Raw genomic sequence first — 16,147 nt, 5'->3', positions numbered from 1 at the left:
CCATCGACAAACGGAGTCGCACGATGAGCAGAACGAAATGGAAGGCGGCATCGAGAGCCGCGATCGCGCTGACCGGCGCGGGCGCTCTCGCCGCCGGCATGGCAATGGTCCTGGTGACGCCCGCGTCCGCCGGGACCACCCTGGGCGCGTCCGCGGCGGAGAAGGGCCGCTACTTCGGTACGGCGGTGGCCGCGAACAAGCTCTCGGACAGCACGTACACCACGATCTTGAACCGCGAGTTCACCATGGTGACGGCCGAGAACGAGATGAAGATCGACGCGACGGAGCCGCAGCAGGGCCAGTTCCGCTACTCCCAGGCGGACCCGATCGTCAACCACGCGCGCAGCCACGGCATGCAGGTACGCGGTCACACCCTGGCCTGGCACGGCCAGCAGCCGGGGTGGATGCAGGGCATGGAGGGCACCGCGCTGCGTAACGCGATGCTCAACCACGTGACGCAGGTGGTGACCCACTACCGGGGACAGATCTATTCCTGGGACGTGGTGAACGAGGCGTTCGCCGACGGCAACTCCGGAGGACGCCGCGACTCGAACCTGCAGCGCACCGGCAACGACTGGATCGAGGCCGCGTTCCGCGCTGCCCGCGCCGCCGACCCGGGCGCGAAGCTCTGTTACAACGACTACAACATCGACAACTGGACCTGGGCCAAGACCCAGGGCGTCTACAACATGGTGCGGGACTTCAAGTCCCGTGGTGTGCCGATCGACTGCGTGGGCTTCCAGTCGCACTTCAACAGCGACTCGCCGTACGTCAGCAACTACCGCACCACGCTGTCGAGTTTCGCGGCGCTGGGCGTGGACGTGCAGATCACCGAGCTGGACATCCAGGGCGCTCCGGCGAACACCTACCGCAGCGTGACGGAGGACTGCCTCGCGGTGGCCCGCTGCAACGGGATCACGGTGTGGGGCATCCGCGACAGCGACTCGTGGCGGTCCTCGCAGACCCCGCTGCTGTTCAACAACGACGGCTCGAAGAAGGCCGCGTACGACGCGGTCCTCGCGGCGCTGAACAACGGCACCCCGCCACCCACCACGCCCCCGCCCACGACCCCTCCACCCACCACTCCGCCGCCCACGACCCCGCCGCCCACCACTCCTCCGCCCACGACCCCGCCTCCGGGGCAGGGCGGCTGCACCGCGACGGTGACGGTGAACCAGTGGACCGGTGGCTTCGTGGCGAACGTACGGGTGACGGCCGGCTCGTCGGCGCTCAACGGTTGGACCGTGACGATCGCGTTGCCGTCCGGCGCGACGGTCACCAACGCCTGGAGCGCCACCAACAGCGGTAGCACCGGCACGACGACCTGGAGAAACGTGTCGTACAACGGTCAGGTCGGCGCGGGACAGTCCACCGAGTTCGGGTTCCAGGGCAACGGCACCGCCGGCAGCCTCAGCCCGACCTGCGCGGCGGGCTGACGGAGCCCCGGCCGGTGCGGAGGTCGGCCCGGACCCTCCGCACCGGCCGGCACGTCCCGGTCGAGTCCGCTATCTCCGGGCGGCGACGGGAGCGAGTCGGCCTTGGCGTGCACGAGACGGCGGGTCGTGTCCGACTCGTCCGAGTCGATGGCGATCAGGTCCCAGTCCTGGCCGAGCAGCACGGCCCGCCCGCCCGGTGCGAGGACCCGGCGGGCCTCGTCGACGGCTCGCGCCGGGTCGTCGAGCAGGTGGCCTCGATCCTGCGCGCGAAGCAGGCCGGCCTGTCACCGCCCGACATCGGTGCGTTCCTCGCCGCGCACGACCCGGCCGCCCGCAAGGACGTTCTGCGCCGCAACCACAGCGCGCTGCACGCCAGGATGGCGGTGCTGCGGTCGGCGCTCGATCTGCTGAAGGCCGGGTTGGACTGCACGCACGAGGACATCTCGACCTGCCCGAACTACCGCGCCCACCTCACGGAGCTGGTGGACGTCGGCGTCCCGGGCTAACCGTCGATGCGGGTGATGTTGCGGATCTTGTTGGACGCGTCCAACGCGGCCACCTTGTACGCCTCGGCCAGGGTCGGATAGTTGAACACGGCGTCGACCAGGTAGTCGATCGTGCCGCCGCAGCCGATGACCGCCTGACCGATGTGGACGATCTCGGTCGCCGCGGTGCCGAACACGTGCACCCCGAGCAGCCGGCCGTCCTCGGGGGAGACGAGCAGCTTCAGCATCCCGTACGAGTCGCCCACGATCTGGCCGCGCGCCAGCTCGCGGTAGCGCGCGACGCCCACCTCGAAGGGCGTCGACGCGTCGGTCAACTCGGCCTCGGTCTGGCCGACGAAACTGATCTCCGGGATGGTGTAGATGCCGATCGGCTGCAGGCCGTGCATCTCCCGGATCGGCTCGCCGCAGGCGTGCTGCGCGGCCAGCCGGCCCTGCTCCATCGAGGTGGACGCCAACGCCGGGAAGCCGATCACGTCGCCGACGGCGTAGATGTTGTCGACCGGGGTGCGGTAGTTGGCGTCGACAGCGATCCGGCCGCGCCGGTCGGCCTGCAACCCGGCCGCCTCCAACGCCAGGTCGTCGGTCTGGCCCTGCCGGCCGGCCGAGTACATGACGGTGTCCGCGACGATCTTCTTGCCGCTCTTGAGAATGCACAGCGCCGCCGTCTGGTGCTTCTCCACCGCGGCGACCTCCTCGCCGAAGCGGAACGCCACCGACAGGTCGCGCAGGTGGTACTTCAGCGACTCGACGATCTCCTCGTCGCAGAATTCCAGCATCCGCTCGCGGCGCTCCACGACTGTCACCTTGGTGCCGAGGGCGGCGAACATCGACGCGTACTCCATGCCGATCACACCGGCGCCGACCACGACCATGCTGCGGGGGACAGCCTGCAGGTTGATGACGCCGTCGGAGTCCACGATGGTCCGGTCGTCGAAGTCGACGCTGTCCGGGCGGGCCGGGCGGGTGCCGGCCGCGATGATGGCCTTGTCGAACGTCACCTTCGACTCGCGCCCGGAGCCGGCGTCGACCCAGATGGAGTGCGCGTCCGCGAAGCGTCCGGTCCCGGTGATCATCGCGACCCGGTTGCGGGCGAGCTGGTTGCGGATGACGTCGGTCTGTCGGGTGATCACATGCTGGGTGCGGGCGGCCAGGTCGCTGACCGTGATCTCCTCCTTGACCCGGTAGCTGCTGCCGTACAGGTCGCGCTGGCTCAGGCCGGTCAGATAGAGCACGGCCTCGCGCAGCGTCTTGGACGGGACGGTGCCGGTGTTGATGCACACCCCGCCGATCATGTCGCGGCGGTCCACGATGCCGACCCGCCTGCCGAGCTTGGCGGCGGCGATCGCGGCCTTCTGACCGCTGGGTCCGGAGCCCAGCACCAACAGGTCGTAGTCATACACGATCGCTAGCGTCGCAAGATGTCGCCGTCGACGCCAGAGTCCGGACGCGAGCGTTACTTGTCTGCCACCACGCGGACACCGCCGTTCGCCGCAGGCCGGCCAGCTCCTGCGAAAGAGGCCTAGCCGACGAGGCGGCGTTCCCAGGCCCAGGCGGCGATCTCGACACGGTTGCGGGCCGGGAGCTTGGTCTGCACGCTGGCGAGGTGGGTCTTGACGGTGCCGACGGCGATGAAGAGCCGACCGGCGATCTCCGCGTTGGTCAGGCCCCGGGCGACGAGCTTCACGACGTCGAGTTCGCGCGGGGACAGGCCGGCGTCGTCGCGCGGCGCGGTGGGCGGGCTGAGGTGCTCCAGCAGTCGTACGGTGATGGACGGGCTGATCAGCGCGTCACCGGAGACGGCAGCGCGGACCGCCTCGACGAGCAGCGCCGGGCCGGAGTCCTTCAGGAGAAACCCGCAGGCGCCGTTGGACAGCGCGGTGTGCACGTACTCGTCGAGGTCGAAGGTCGTCACCACGACCACCCGCACCGGGTCGGCGACGCCCGGCCCGGCGAGCAGCCGCAACGCCTCCAGGCCGTCCAGGCGGGGCATCCGGATGTCCAGCAGCACCACGTCCGGGCGTAGCCGCCGGACCATCTCGACGGCGGCGACCCCGTCGGCGGCCTCACCGACCACCGCCATGTCCGGCTGCGCTGAAATGATCATGCCGAAGCCGGTGCGGACCATCGCCTGGTCATCCGCGATCAGCACCCGGATCATCGGGTCACCGCCGACCGCAGCGGGAACGCGGCGTCGAGCACCCAGCCGCCGGAGATCCCCGGCCCGGCGGTGATCGTGCCGCCGAGGGCGCGTACCCGCTCGGTGAGGCCCAGCAGGCCGAAGCCGTGCCCCCGGGCGGGAGCGGTACGCGGGGTCGCGCCGTCGTCGGCGACCCGGACCAGGAGCCAGTCCGGCGTACGACGCACGGACACGGCCACCGACCGGGCGTCCGGGGCGTGCTGGCGGGCGTTGGTGAGCCCCTCCATCACCACCCGGTACGCCGAGGTCGACACCTCCACCGGCAGCTCGTCGAGCGGGCCGTCGACGTACAGCCGGGCCGGCGCGTTGGTGGTGTCGTTGTGGCCCTCCACCAGGGGTGCGAGATCGGCCACGCCGGCCAGCGGGGCCAGCGGCGCGTCCGGCGGGGCGTCCGGATTGCGCAGGACGCCGACCATCCGTCGCATGGAGGCCATCGTCTCGGCGCCGGCCCGCTCGATCTGCTCCAGGGCGACGATCACCCGTTGCGGGTCCTGCTCGGCGACGAACCGGGCACCCTGCGCCTGGACCACGATGCCGGTCACGTGGTGGGCGATGAAGTCGTGCAGGTCGCGGGCGAACTCGGCGCGCTGCTCGGCCCGTACCAGCGCGATGGCCCGCTCCCGCCCGGCGGCGACGACGCGCAGGTAGATCCCGACGGCGGCGGCGCCAACCGCGGCGAGCGCCTGGAGCAGCCCGAAGATCACGTAGACGTAGTCGGCGCCGGCGCGCAGCGGCAGCGCGGCGGCGGCGAGCGCGACGAGCACCGCCGCCCACGGCGCGAGCCGCGCGGCGGCCCACCGGGTCACCACGAACACCACAGCGATCATCCCGGCGGACTCGGCCAGCCCCCAGCTGCCGCCCAGCAGATAACTGCCGCTCGCGCTGAGCACCAGGAAGCCGAAGGTGACAGCGAGTGAGACGGTGCCGAGCGCGAGCGCCGCGAGCGGCAGGGTTCGGGACCCCTGCCGGTGCACGGGCAGCCAGACCACGGCGGTCAGCAACGCCAACCCCACCTGCAGGAGGGCGCGCAGGGCGTCGGCAGCGCTCGCCCCGCTGTAGAGGCCGTACCGCAGGTCGAAGGCACCGAGCAGGGCCAGCGCCGCCAGACCGGCGAGCTGACCCAGGCGTACCCACCATGTCGAGAATCCCGGCGCGTTCATCGTGACCCAGCGTAGCCAGACGACCGGCGCGGGCAGATCGGCCGAAAGACAGACCCGGCGCGGGCGTTCCCCGACCGCGGGCCGATGCGGCTCCCACCCGGCGCGGGCGAGGCTTCCCCTGTCACATCGCAGCCCCTGGAGGAACCCATGACAACCCACGCCCCGCCGCCGACCGGGCAGGCCGCCGTCGCCGCGGTCGACCTGGTCAAGGTGTACGGCAGCGGCGACACCGCGGTCCGCGCCCTGGACGGCGTCTCGGTCGGCTTCGGCCGGGCCGAGTTCACCGCGATCATGGGCTCGTCCGGGTCGGGCAAGTCGACGCTGATGCACTGCCTCGCCGGCCTGGACACGGCCACGTCCGGCCGGGTCCTGCTCGGCGGCACGGAGTTGACCGGTCAGTCCGACCGCACGCTGACCCGCGCGCGCCGCGACCGGATCGGCTTCGTCTTCCAGTCGTTCAACCTGCTGCCGCAGCTGACCGCCGCGCAGAACATCACCCTGCCGCTGGACCTCGCCGGTCGCGAACCCGACCGTGACCTGCTCGCGCGCCTCGTCGACGTGCTGGGCCTCGGGCAGCGGCTCGGGCACCGGCCCAGCGAACTCTCCGGCGGCCAGCAGCAGCGGGTGGCGCTGGCCCGGGCCCTGGTGTCGCGGCCCGAGGTCGTCTTCGCCGACGAGCCGACCGGCAACCTCGACTCCCGCTCCGGGGCGGAGGTCCTGGGCATCCTGCGCGACTCGGTACGCGACCTGGGGCAGACGGTCGTCATGGTCACCCACGATCCGATCGCGGCCGCGTACGCCGACCGGGTGGTGCTGCTCGCCGACGGCCGGGTCGCCGGCGAGATCGACGAACCGGACCAGGGCTCGGTCACCGACGCGCTGCGCGAGCTGGCGGTTCCCGCGTGAGGGCCACGGTGCTGCGTACCCAGGTGAGCGCCGCGGCCCGACGCCCGGGGCGACTGATCCTGACCGGCCTGGCGATCCTCGTCGCGTCGTTCGTCGTCTTCGGCACCGTCCTGGCGCAGGACATCACCGAACGGACCGCGCGGGACAACCTCAGTGGCACGCCGGCCGCCACCGACCTGGTCATCGGCGACCCGCAGCAACCCCCGCCCACCGTGGCGGCGCTGCGTGCCGTCCGCGCCGTGGCGGGTGTCACCGAGGCGGTGGGCCGGACGACGCTCGGTGTCTCCCTCGCCGGGGGCTACCTCAACCTGCGCAGCGACCCGGGCGCCGGCCCGCTGGCCACGGTCCGCCTGGTCCAGGGCAGCTACCCGGACCGGCCCGGCGAGATCGCGGTGACCCGCCGTACGGTCGAGCGGCTGGGGTTGGCGGTCGGGACCGTGACCACCGGCACGGGCGGTGACCTCACCACCGGCGCCCCGCTCACCGTCACCGGCCTGGTCGACACCCCCGACGACGACGGCTACAACGCGTACGCCCCGGACGACGCGGTCGTCGCCTGGGGTCACCTGAGCACCGTGGAGCGGATCGACCTGCGTGCGACTGCCGGCACGGCGCAGGCGGTTCGTGACCGGGTGACAGCGGTGGTCCCGGCCGATCAGCCGGTGCGCTCCGGCGCCGAGGTGCGTGACGCCGAGGCCGACGCGGCGGCCGAGCAGGTGGGGAGACTGTTCGCGCTTGTCGGAATGTTCGTCGCGGTCGCTGTGGTCGCCGCGGCGCTGGTGGTCACCTCGACGTTCCGCATCGTCTTCGCCCAGCGGATGCAGCATCTCGCGCTGCTGCGGGCGGTGGGCGCGGGCCGCAGCGGACTGGTGGTCGCGCTGACCGCCGAGGGCGCCCTGACCGGGCTGGTAGCGGGTGTCGTGGGGGTCGTCGGCGCCCTCGCCGCCGGGCAGGTCCTCCCCGTGGTCCTGCGCGCCTCGGGCATGGCGGTCTCGTCGCCCGGCCTGTCGCCGGGGGCGGCGGTCGCCGTGGTGCTCGGCGCGGTGGTCCTCACCGTGGTGGCGGTCCTGGCGCCGGCGTTCTCCGCCGCCCGGGTCTCGCCCCTGGAGGCGCTGCGGGCGGCGAGCGTGACCGCCGGGCGGCGCGGCATTTCAGCGCCGCGTCTGGTGTCCGGCGGGCTGCTGGTCCTCGGCGCGCTGCTGGCCGGCGTCGTCGCGGTGCGGCGGTTGCCGACGCCGGGCCAGGAGTCCTACGACCCGAGCACGCCGCTGTTGCTGCTGGTCACCTCGGGAGCGCTGGCGTTCTTCGCCCTGGTCGCCCTCGGGCCGCTGCTGGTGCGCCCGGTGCTGGCCGTGGCGGGTTGGCCGCTGCGCCAGGTCGGGCCGCTGGGGCGGCTGGCGGTCGGCGGGATCGGTGGCACGCCCCGGCGGGCCGCCGCCGTCTCCGTCGTGGTCGCGCTCGGCGTGACCCTGATCTCCGGGGTGGTCATCGGCGGAGCGTCGATGCGGGTCGTCGCCGATCGGGACATGGCGCTGTCCGCGCCGGCCGACTTCGAGGTGTCCTCCGGTGAGGGTGCCACCCTGCCGGTCGCCGTGGTGACGAGGGCGCGGGCGGCGAGCGGCGCGCTGACCCGGGTGGTGCCGTACCGGATGGTCCACGACGTCGCGCTGATGCGGGGCGCCGATCGGCTCGGCGACGGCGAGTCCGGGTACTCGACGACCGACCTCGACATGTCGGCGCTGCCGACCACCGCGGCCCTGGACGTGGCGCAGGGCACCCTCGCCGACCGGGGACCCGGCCGGGTCGTGCTCGGTGACTGGGTCGCCCGCGACGCCGGGCTGCGGGCCGGTGACACCGTCACACTGGCCCGCGAAGGGCGGACTGTCGACGTACGGGTGTCGGCGGTCCTGCCCGACCGTGGCCCCCTGTACGCGGGCATCGTCGTCGACCGTGCCGACCTGGACCGGATCGGCGGGCCGACGGCGTACACCGGTCTGCTGGCCGACGCGGCGCGGGCGGGTGAGGACGGTCGTACCGCCGGGGTACGGGCGCTGCGGCAGGCGATCGGGAACGGCGCCGGCCTGGGCATCGGGGTGCTCGCCGACGAGCGGGACCGCAACGACGCGGTGCTGAACGCCCTGGTCTGGATCACTGCCGGCCTGGTCAGCCTGACCGTGCTGATCGCTGTGGTCGGCGTGGGCTCCACGACCGCGCTGTCGGTCGTCGAGCGGGTCCGCGAATCCGGGCTGCTGCGCGCCGTCGGCCTGTCCCGGGCGGGGCTGCGCACGATGCTGACCGTCGAGTCCGGTCTCTACGGGGTGATCGGGGCGAGCTTCGGTCTGCTGCTCGGCGTCCCGTACGCCTGGTTGGCGGTGCGGGCGCTCGGGCTCAACGCGCCGCTGTCGCTGCCGGTGCTGTCGCTGGTCGGGCTCTTCGCGGCGCTGGTCGGGCTGACCGCGCTGGCCGGCGTGCTGCCGGCGCGGCGGGCGTCGCGGGTCAGCCCGGTGGTGGCGCTGGGCGTCGAGGGCTGAGCGCGCCCAGGTGCGGGGCGGGCCGGCGTCGAGAGGGTCTCGGCGCCGGCCCGTCGCGGCGCGGTCAGTTGGGGTTGCTCGCGTGGGTCAGCGTCTCCCAGGCGACGAAGAGGTTGTTGGTGCCGGCGGGTCGCTGTTGCAGCGTGAGGGTCTGCGTGTTGGTCATGACATTGCCCAGCCGGTTGCTCAGCGCGTTGAAGCCGACCTCGGTGACGGGGCCGAGGCCCCGGGTGAGGGTGCCGCCGCAGAGCCAGGAGGGTGCCGCCTCGCCGAGTTGGTAGCGCGAGTGCAGGCCGAGCGCCTGCCGCAGCCGCTCACCGACCTGCGGGTACAGGTCGCGGCCCTGGATGCGCGAGGTCTCCGCGACGTGCGAGATGGCGGAGATCCCGTACCCGGTGTGGACGAAGTCCCGGCAGGTCTCCTGCGCGAGGCCGGCGACGAAGGTGGACTGGCCCTGCCAGTAGCCGATGATCTCGCTGCTGGTGTCCAGGCCGCTGCCGGGCACGGTGTACGGCAGCGCGCCGTCGCTGGGCAGGTAGATGAAGGCGCGGGCGCGGTTGAGGAAGCGGGTGACCGCCGCGTCGTAGGCGGTGCGGTCCTCCAGGAAGACGGCGATGCCGACGGCGGCCTCCATCATCGTCAGTTCCCAGTTGCCGTTGCTGTTCGACCCGTTGCGGACGACCGGCAGGTAGACGGTGCGCAGCATGGTGGCGAACCGGTTGGCGTTGGGCCAGCTCCCGTAGGTGTACTTGATGATCTCGGCGGCGCGGGGCCAGGTCGAGGCCGCCCAGCCGGTCTGCAGGGGTCCGTTGCTGCCGGTGTGCGAGGTGATCGTCGCCGACCAGGCGTCCATGATCTGGATCGCCTTCTGCGCGTACCGGGAGTCACCGGTGAGGTACCAGGCGAGCGCGTCGGTGTACGCCGCGATGGCGTCCTCGCGCTCGTCGGTGCAGCCGTTGTTCGGGTTGGAGTAGGAGCCGCACTCGACGACGGCGCGGGGCGCCGGGGTGCGCGAGAGCGAGGCGTACCGGCTGCTCATCATCTGGTTGTACGCCGCCGCCCACGGCTGCGCGCCCGCCTGCACCCGCCCCCGGACGAAGTCGAGCTGGCCGCGGCTGACCAGCACCCCGGGGTGGGTGAAGCCGCTCGACGGCGGTCCAGTGGTGCCACCGCTGGGCAGGGTCCAGAGCTGGTTGGCGCTGCCGGTGCAGCTCCAGATCTGCAACGGCGTGCCGTCGGCCGAACTGGGGCCGGTCGCGTCGAGGCACTTGCCCGAGGTCGGGTTGACCACCTGTCCGGCGCTGGACGACCACTGCTGCGCGCCGGTGCCGTTGCAGTCGTAGATCTGCACCCGGGCGCCGTTGGTGGTGCTGGCGGCGGCGATGTCGAGGCACTTGCCCAGGGCTCTGATCGTGCCGTCGTCGGCCACCGTCCACTGCTGTGCGGTGGAGCCGTTGCACGTGTAGAGCTGCACGGCTGTGGAGTTGGCCGGGTTCGCTGCGGCCACGTCGACGCACTTGCCGCCGTAACCCGTGATGGCGCCCGTGGTGGCGGCCGTCGCGGGGGAGGCGCCGACGAACAGCCCGGTCGGCACGGCGAGCAGGGCCGCGGCGAGCGCGGCGGCGAACCTGGTACGGGGGTGGCGGGGCGCGAGCCCGGCCAATCGTCGCGCCATGTCGGGGTCCTTCCGGGCGGCGAAGACAACTGTAAAGTGTGTTAATCATTACAGTCGTACCCATTGATATCAATGTCTTCGCCGCGACGGTGCGCTCACGGATGCATGGCCGCGCCCTTGAGGACCTTGTCGACCACGGCGCGCGGCGCGTGCAGGGCCAGCCCCACCAGGTCCAGCTCTTCCCGGCCGACCGCCTGCACCGCCGCCCGGTTGTCCCGGTCGTTGCCGGTGGCGAACAGCTCGGACGTGAAGATCGCCAGGCGCAGCCCGCGGGTGAGCGCCCGCGAGTGCGCGGCGGTGAGGGTGGCCCGGTCACCGGCGAAGACCAGCACCGGCTGACGGAACATCGGCAGGTACGAGGTGCCGTCCGCGTCGCGGTACTCCTCACCGAGCAACTCCGGCTCGGTGCTCGCGACACCACTGACCAGGAAGGCGGTGACGTTCAGCCGCTGCCAGCCCGCCAGGTCGTTGCGGAGCAGCACGGCGATCTTGGTGGGGAAACGGATCGGTTCGGTCATGCCGTCGAGCCTGCCCGCCCGGCGCCCGGCCGTTCTTGTACGTTCTTAGCGTGGTCACCCGACCGACCGGCGCACAGGTCAGCGCGTGGCGACCCGCTGTCGCCGGGGTCGCCGAGGTGTTCCACGCCCACTTCCCGGATCACGCGTACCCCCTGCACACCCACGACGTGTGGACGCTGCTGATCGTCGACGACGGCGCGGTCCGCTTCGACCTGGACCGGCACCGCCACGGCGCGCTGCGCACGTCGGTCACGCTGCTGCCGCCGCACGTGCCGCACGACGGCCGGGCCGCCACGCCGAACGGCTTTCGCAAACGGGTCCTGTACCTCGACACCACGGCGCTCGACGCCGCGCTCGTCGGTCCGGCGGTCGACCGGCCGGACCTGGCCGATCCGCGCCTACGGGACCGCATCCACCACCTGCACCGGGTGCTCGCCGCGCCGGGGGACGAGTTCGAGGCCGACAGCCGGCTCGCGCTCATCCTGGACCGGCTGCGCCAGCGGCTGCGCCCGCGCTCCCCGGCCGGCGACCCGCCGGCCGCGCCCGGCCTCGCCGTACGACTACGCGAGCTGCTGGACGCCCGGACCGTCGAGGGCCTCACGCTGCGCCAGGCCGCCGAGCTGCTGCACGCCCACCCGACCCACCTGGTCCGGACGTTCACCCACACGCACGGGCTGCCGCCGCACTCGTACCTGACCGGTCGTCGTGTCGAACTGGCCCGCCGTCTGCTCCTCGCGGGGCAGCGCCCCGCCGAGGTCGCCGTCGCGGCCGGGTTCTTCGACCAGGCGCACCTGACGCGCCACTTCCGGCGGCACCTGGGCGTCAGCCCGTCCCGCTACGCGGCCCCGCGCGCGCTCCTGGCGAGCCGGCCGCGATCAGACGAGCTGGCCGCCGATGACGGACAGCAGGCGTAGCTTCTCGTCGCTCTCCGACCCGGGCGCGGCGGTGAAGACCAGCAGCGTCTGGGACCCGTCGGGATCCACGAGCGTCTGACAGTGCAGCTCCAGCGGGCCCACCTCGGGGTGCCGGAGACGCTTCGTCGGGCAGGGGGCGTCGGGCACCGGGTGCTCCCGCCACAGGCGGGCGAACTCCGGGCTGCGAGCCAGCAGGTCGTCGACGAGCGTCGCCGCCCGCGAGCCCCGGCCGTCGCGGGTGTACGACGCGTGCAGGTGCGCCACGAACAGTCGGCTCTGCGTCTCGTGGTCGTCGCCGGGGTGCAGCTGTCGCGCCGCCGGGTCGGTGAACCAGCGGTGGTGCGCGCTGCGCGCCAGCCCGGTGTACCGGGTCTCGTCGCCGAGCAGGGCGATGGCCGGCGCGGTCTGCACCAGCGTCTCGCCGAGGTGGTTCACCACCTGGGCGGGAGTGTCGTGCATCCGGTCGAGGATGCGCATCATCCCGGGGTTGACGTGGTCGGCCCGGACGGCGCGGTGCGGAACGGCGTGACCGGCGAGTCGGAACAGGTGGTCCCGTTCGGCGAGCGACAGCCGCAGGCCGCGGGCGAGGGCGGCCAGCATCTGCTCGGAGGGGTGCGGCCCGCGCTGCTGCTCCAGTCGGCTGTAGTAGTCGGTGGACATACCGCTCAACGCGGCGACCTCCTCGCGCCGCAGGCCACCGGTGCGTCGGCGCTGACCCCGGGGCAGACCCACGTCCTCGGGTTGCAGCGCCGCACGTCTGGTGCGCAGGAAGCTGGCGAGCTGGGCGCGGTCCACGGCATCTCCTTCTGCCACCCGGGGTGGATCGGTGTGGGCCGGCGGTGCACCGGCACGTCGGGTGCAACAGCCGGGGCCGGCCGCGCTGTTCCGCGGACGTTCCCGTGCCGGGTCGGTCCGCCGGCTGATCGACACCCCGACTACCGGTTCCAATCGGGCGGCCGATCGGTTCCGCCACGTGGTCGTCACGAAATCCGGCCGCAATCCGTCACAGTCCCCGGATAGTCTGCCTCCGCGCGTCGTCGCCCCGGCACGTCGCGTCCCGCGCCTGGTCGGCGTGGCATACGCCGCCACCGCCCACCTTCCGCCGGATCAACCGACCTCAGGAGAGTCAGTGACACAGCAATCCGTCGCGACATCGGACAAACTCGACGCCGCGGTGCTCAAGGTGGCGGGCGTCGTCGTCCTTGGCGCGATCATGTCGATCCTCGACGTGACGGTGGTCAGCGTCGCGCTGCCCACGTTCCAGACCGAGTTCGACGCGTCCTACGCCCGGGTGGCCTGGACGATGACGGGCTACACGCTCGCCCTGGCCACGGTGATCCCCCTCAGCGGATGGGCGGCCGACCGGTTCGGCACCAAGCGCCTCTACATGGTGGCGCTCGCCCTGTTCACGATCGGGTCCGGCCTCTGCGCCACCGCCGACTCGATCGGCCAACTGATCGGCTACCGCGTCCTTCAGGGCCTCGGCGGCGGCATGCTCATGCCGCTCGGCATGACGATCATGACGCGCGCGGCCGGGCCGCACCGGATCGGCCGGCTGATGGCGGTCCTCGGCATCCCGATGCTCCTCGGCCCGATCGGCGGCCCGATCCTCGGCGGCTGGCTGATCGACACGGCGAGCTGGCACTGGATCTTCCTGATCAACCTGCCGATCGGTGTCGTCGCCCTCATCTACGCGCAGCTGGCGCTCCCGAAGGACGCCCCCGAGCCGTCGGAGTCCTTCGACTTCCTCGGCATGCTGATGCTCTCCCCGGGCCTCGCGCTCTTCCTCTACGGCGTCTCGTCGCTGCCGGAGGCGGGCACCTTCTCCGCGACCAAGGTGTGGGCCCCGATGCTGGTCGGCGGCGCGCTGGTGGTGGCGTTCGTGCTCTACTCGTTCAAGCCCCGGCACCCGCTGCTCGACCTGCGGCTGTTCCGCAACCGCAACCTGACCATCGCCTCGGTGACGCTGTTCGTGTTCATCATCGCGTTCATGGGCGCCGGCCTGCTGTTCCCGAGCTACTTCCTGCAGGTGCGCGGCGAGTCGACGCTGGCCGCCGGCCTGCTGATGGCGCCCCAGGGCCTCGGCGCCATGATCACCATGCCGATCGCCGGCACGCTCGCCGACCGGGTGCCCATCGGGCGCACCGTCCCGTTCGCGCTGGCGTTGATCGTCGCCGGTTTCTTCGGCTTCACCCAGGTCGACGCGCAGACCTCGTACTGGCTGCTCGGTGGGTCGTTGTTCGTGATGGGCCTGGGCATGGGCGGCACGATGATGCCGATCATGACCTCGGCGCTGCGGACGTTGCAGGCACAGGAGGTGGCGCGCGGCTCGACGCTCGTCAACATCCTCCAGCAGATCGGCGGTTCGGTCGGCGCCGCGGTGATGTCGGTGATCCTCACCAACGAGCTGAACGGCTCCCGGCCGATCCCCGGCGCGGTGGACCCGAGCGGCAAGCCGATCACCGAGGCCGGGCTGGCCATCGCCGCCCAGCAGCGGCCGGAGCTGCTCCAGCAGATGCCGGTGGATCCGTCGATCATCGAACGTGGTCTCGACTTCGCCGCGCGGTCGTTCGCCCACACGTTCTGGGTGGCGTTCGCGCTGGTGCTGGCCACGTTCATCCCGGCCGCCCTGCTGCCGCGCCGGCGCACGCCCGCGCAGCCGCTCGGCGACGAGCAGGCCGAGCTGGCCAAGGCGCCGGTCGTCATCCACTGACCGACGCGCTCGACCACCCGCCGCGCTCGGCACCCATCGTGGTGTCGAGCGCGGCGGTGTGTCGATCAGCGCAGCGGACCGTCGCCCGGCCCGTCGGGGTCCTCGATTACGTGGACCGCCGCCTCCTCGGCACTGGCGGCACCCGCGTCGATCCCGGCGTCCCACGCCACCGACTCGGCCTCGTCGTCCTCGCGGACGCCCTCGTCGTACTCGACGAGACGGCCCGCGCGCGCCTCGGTCTCGTACCCCCGGCGGGTCAGCTCGTCCTCGTCGTCGCCGCCCTCGGCGTACGGGTCGACGTCCGGCTCCTCCTGGGCGAGGTACTGATCCAGCGACTCGCCCGCCCGCTCCTCGGCGGGGGTGGTGCCGAACCGGTTCGCCGCCGTCCAGTGGTCCGCGGCGACGATGCCGGTGTCGAGGGGGTCGCCGACACGGTCGTCGTCCAGGGTGTCGGAGGCGTCCAGCACCCCGTCGTCCTCGGCCACGTTCCACTCGTCGACGGAATCCGTCTGGCTCACGGCGGTATCTCCTTCGTCACGGCGCAGCGAAGTGCCAAGCCTATGACCGTCCAACGCCGCCGCCCCCCGGGGTCTGCCCGCTGTGACGAACGGACCTCGGGGCGCGGCGCGCGCTCAGCGCTTCAGCAACTCCGCAACGGCGTCGGTGAACTCCGTCGGCTGCTCGACGTGCGCGAAGTGCCCGCTGCGCTCCAGCACCACCAGGCGCGAGTCCTTGAGGCCCGCGTGCAGCTCCTCGGCGTACCGAGGGCCGCAGATGAAGTCGTACGCGCCGACGATCACCACGGCCGGCACGGTGATCTCAGCGAGCCGGTCGCGTACGTCGAAGGGCGTGGGGTCCTGCGCGCCGGCCGGCGCCGCCGAGATCCGCACGGCCGCCTGGAACGGGACGAACTCGGCCTGCCGACCCCAGAAGTCCGCGAAGTACACCGGAAGGGCGGCGCGCAGGGCGCTTCCCAGGGACTCGTCGTCGGTGGCGGCCCCGATCTGCGCGAAGGCGGCCGGGATCTCCGCCGCCTCCGGGCGGTCCGGGTGCCGCTGCGGGTACGCGGCGAGGTTGGCCATCGCCTCGGCCCAGAAGTCGGCGCCGGTGACGGGTGAGGTGTCGTACAGGGCGAGGCCGGCGACCCGGTCCGGGTGGTCCAGGGCGTACCGCTGGATGACGAATCCGCCGTACGAGTGGCCGAGGAGGTACACCCGGGGCTCGCCGAGGTGCGCGATGACGGCGTCGAGGAACCGGACATACGTGACGAGGCGATAGTCGTCGACGGTGTCGAGCCGACCCGACGCGCCGGTGCCGACCGGCTCGACGTACACCATCGTGAAGTGCTCCTCGAGGCCCGGCGTCCGCAGGTAGGCCCACTCGATCCCGGGGCCGCCGGAGTGCGCCACACACACCGGGCCGCTGCCGGCGACGTGGTAGACCTGCCGGACGCCGTCAACGGTGAAGGTGTGCGTGCCCGGTGCGAGGGCGTCGACGTCGTGGCCTGTGGAACCCATGAATCATCTCCCGATCCGTGACCCGCGCGGCGTGTGCCCGCCGCGCGGCTGGTGACTGACACGGACCAGATGCA

General features: G+C 72.5%; 14 protein-coding genes. 6 read left to right on the top strand and 8 right to left on the bottom strand.

Annotated features, from left to right (window positions below):
* Window positions 1–23: 23 nt before the first annotated feature.
* Window positions 24–1,436 (top strand): endo-1,4-beta-xylanase, encoded by a 1,413-nt coding sequence (locus AB0B39_RS09930; protein WP_357492351.1) that lies wholly within the window; start codon window positions 24–26, stop codon window positions 1,434–1,436.
* Between the two features lie 107 nt (window positions 1,437–1,543).
* Window positions 1,544–1,942: a MerR family DNA-binding protein gene (locus AB0B39_RS09925; RefSeq protein WP_357574043.1), complete on the top strand. Its 399-nt coding sequence runs from the start codon at window positions 1,544–1,546 to the stop codon at window positions 1,940–1,942.
* On the opposite strand, the gene sthA is transcribed toward AB0B39_RS09925, so the two are convergent.
* From sthA to AB0B39_RS09910, 3 genes are all read right to left on the bottom strand, one after another.
* Window positions 1,939–3,342, bottom strand: a complete 1,404-nt coding sequence (sthA, locus tag AB0B39_RS09920; RefSeq protein WP_234583724.1) for a Si-specific NAD(P)(+) transhydrogenase — start codon at window positions 3,340–3,342, stop codon at window positions 1,939–1,941. The two genes, AB0B39_RS09925 and sthA, sit on opposite strands and share 4 nt — an antisense overlap.
* Before the next feature lie 119 nt (window positions 3,343–3,461).
* Window positions 3,462–4,100, bottom strand: a complete 639-nt coding sequence (locus tag AB0B39_RS09915; protein ID WP_357492346.1) for a response regulator transcription factor — start codon at window positions 4,098–4,100, stop codon at window positions 3,462–3,464.
* Window positions 4,097–5,299 carry a histidine kinase gene (locus AB0B39_RS09910; RefSeq protein WP_357492344.1) on the bottom strand — a complete coding sequence of 401 codons (1,203 nt, stop codon included), beginning with the start codon at window positions 5,297–5,299 and terminating at the stop codon, window positions 4,097–4,099. Before AB0B39_RS09910 ends, AB0B39_RS09915 begins: the two co-directional genes overlap by 4 nt.
* 147 nt (window positions 5,300–5,446) lie before the next feature.
* Between AB0B39_RS09910 and AB0B39_RS09905 the strand changes: the two genes are divergently transcribed.
* Both AB0B39_RS09905 and AB0B39_RS09900 read left to right on the top strand, forming a co-directional pair.
* Complete coding sequence (locus tag AB0B39_RS09905) at window positions 5,447–6,205, top strand: ABC transporter ATP-binding protein (protein ID WP_357492342.1); 759 nt, start codon at window positions 5,447–5,449, stop codon at window positions 6,203–6,205.
* Window positions 6,202–8,736, top strand: coding sequence for an ABC transporter permease (locus AB0B39_RS09900; RefSeq protein WP_357492340.1), 2,535 nt, complete (start codon window positions 6,202–6,204; stop codon window positions 8,734–8,736). The genes AB0B39_RS09905 and AB0B39_RS09900 overlap by 4 nt, the downstream gene beginning before the upstream one ends.
* Before the next feature lie 64 nt (window positions 8,737–8,800).
* Here the strand turns inward: AB0B39_RS09900 and AB0B39_RS09895 are convergent, their stop codons facing one another.
* On the bottom strand, window positions 8,801–10,411 hold the full coding sequence (locus AB0B39_RS09895) for a ricin-type beta-trefoil lectin domain protein (RefSeq protein ID WP_357492338.1): 1,611 nt from the start codon (window positions 10,409–10,411) through the stop codon (window positions 8,801–8,803).
* A gap of 95 nt (window positions 10,412–10,506) precedes the next feature.
* Entirely contained in the window at window positions 10,507–10,929 is a 423-nt protein-coding gene (locus AB0B39_RS09890) for a DUF2000 domain-containing protein (protein ID WP_357492336.1), read from the bottom strand.
* A 50-nt stretch (window positions 10,930–10,979) separates the two neighbouring features.
* On the opposite strand from AB0B39_RS09890, the gene AB0B39_RS09885 reads away from it, so the two are divergent.
* A complete protein-coding gene (locus tag AB0B39_RS09885) occupies window positions 10,980–11,843 on the top strand; it encodes an AraC family transcriptional regulator (RefSeq protein WP_357574042.1) in 864 nt (287 codons plus the stop codon).
* Here AB0B39_RS09885 and AB0B39_RS09880 read toward each other — a convergent pair.
* Complete coding sequence (locus tag AB0B39_RS09880; RefSeq protein ID WP_357574041.1) at window positions 11,805–12,638, bottom strand: helix-turn-helix transcriptional regulator; 834 nt, start codon at window positions 12,636–12,638, stop codon at window positions 11,805–11,807. The two genes, AB0B39_RS09885 and AB0B39_RS09880, sit on opposite strands and share 39 nt — an antisense overlap.
* A gap of 334 nt (window positions 12,639–12,972) precedes the next feature.
* On the opposite strand from AB0B39_RS09880, the gene AB0B39_RS09875 reads away from it, so the two are divergent.
* A complete protein-coding gene (locus AB0B39_RS09875; RefSeq protein ID WP_357492330.1) occupies window positions 12,973–14,556 on the top strand; it encodes a DHA2 family efflux MFS transporter permease subunit in 1,584 nt (527 codons plus the stop codon).
* A gap of 65 nt (window positions 14,557–14,621) precedes the next feature.
* On the opposite strand, the gene AB0B39_RS09870 is transcribed toward AB0B39_RS09875, so the two are convergent.
* Both AB0B39_RS09870 and AB0B39_RS09865 read right to left on the bottom strand, forming a co-directional pair.
* Window positions 14,622–15,074, bottom strand: a complete 453-nt coding sequence (locus tag AB0B39_RS09870) for a DUF5709 domain-containing protein (protein ID WP_007461315.1) — start codon at window positions 15,072–15,074, stop codon at window positions 14,622–14,624.
* Between the two features lie 114 nt (window positions 15,075–15,188).
* Window positions 15,189–16,073: an alpha/beta hydrolase gene (locus AB0B39_RS09865; RefSeq protein WP_357492328.1), complete on the bottom strand. Its 885-nt coding sequence runs from the start codon at window positions 16,071–16,073 to the stop codon at window positions 15,189–15,191.
* Window positions 16,074–16,147: the final 74 nt, after the last annotated feature.

This window comes from Micromonospora sp. NPDC049114 (genome assembly GCF_040648635.1).
GTDB lineage: Bacteria > Actinomycetota > Actinomycetes > Mycobacteriales > Micromonosporaceae > Micromonospora.
This window is presented reverse-complemented; position numbering and strand designations above follow the sequence as displayed.

What these genes read in the sequence shown, in the direction of transcription:
- AB0B39_RS09865 (WP_357492328.1), bottom strand. Translation starts at nt 16,073, where the DNA reads ATGGGTTCCACAGGCCACGACGTCGACGCCCTCGCACCGGGCACGCAC.
- AB0B39_RS09910 (WP_357492344.1), bottom strand. Translation starts at nt 5,299, where the DNA reads ATGAACGCGCCGGGATTCTCGACATGGTGGGTACGCCTGGGTCAGCTC.
- AB0B39_RS09895 (WP_357492338.1), bottom strand. Translation starts at nt 10,411, where the DNA reads ATGGCGCGACGATTGGCCGGGCTCGCGCCCCGCCACCCCCGTACCAGG.
- AB0B39_RS09890 (WP_357492336.1), bottom strand. Translation starts at nt 10,929, where the DNA reads ATGACCGAACCGATCCGTTTCCCCACCAAGATCGCCGTGCTGCTCCGC.
- AB0B39_RS09915 (WP_357492346.1), bottom strand. Translation starts at nt 4,100, where the DNA reads ATGATCCGGGTGCTGATCGCGGATGACCAGGCGATGGTCCGCACCGGC.
- AB0B39_RS09930 (WP_357492351.1), top strand. Translation starts at nt 24, where the DNA reads ATGAGCAGAACGAAATGGAAGGCGGCATCGAGAGCCGCGATCGCGCTG.
- AB0B39_RS09905 (WP_357492342.1), top strand. Translation starts at nt 5,447, where the DNA reads ATGACAACCCACGCCCCGCCGCCGACCGGGCAGGCCGCCGTCGCCGCG.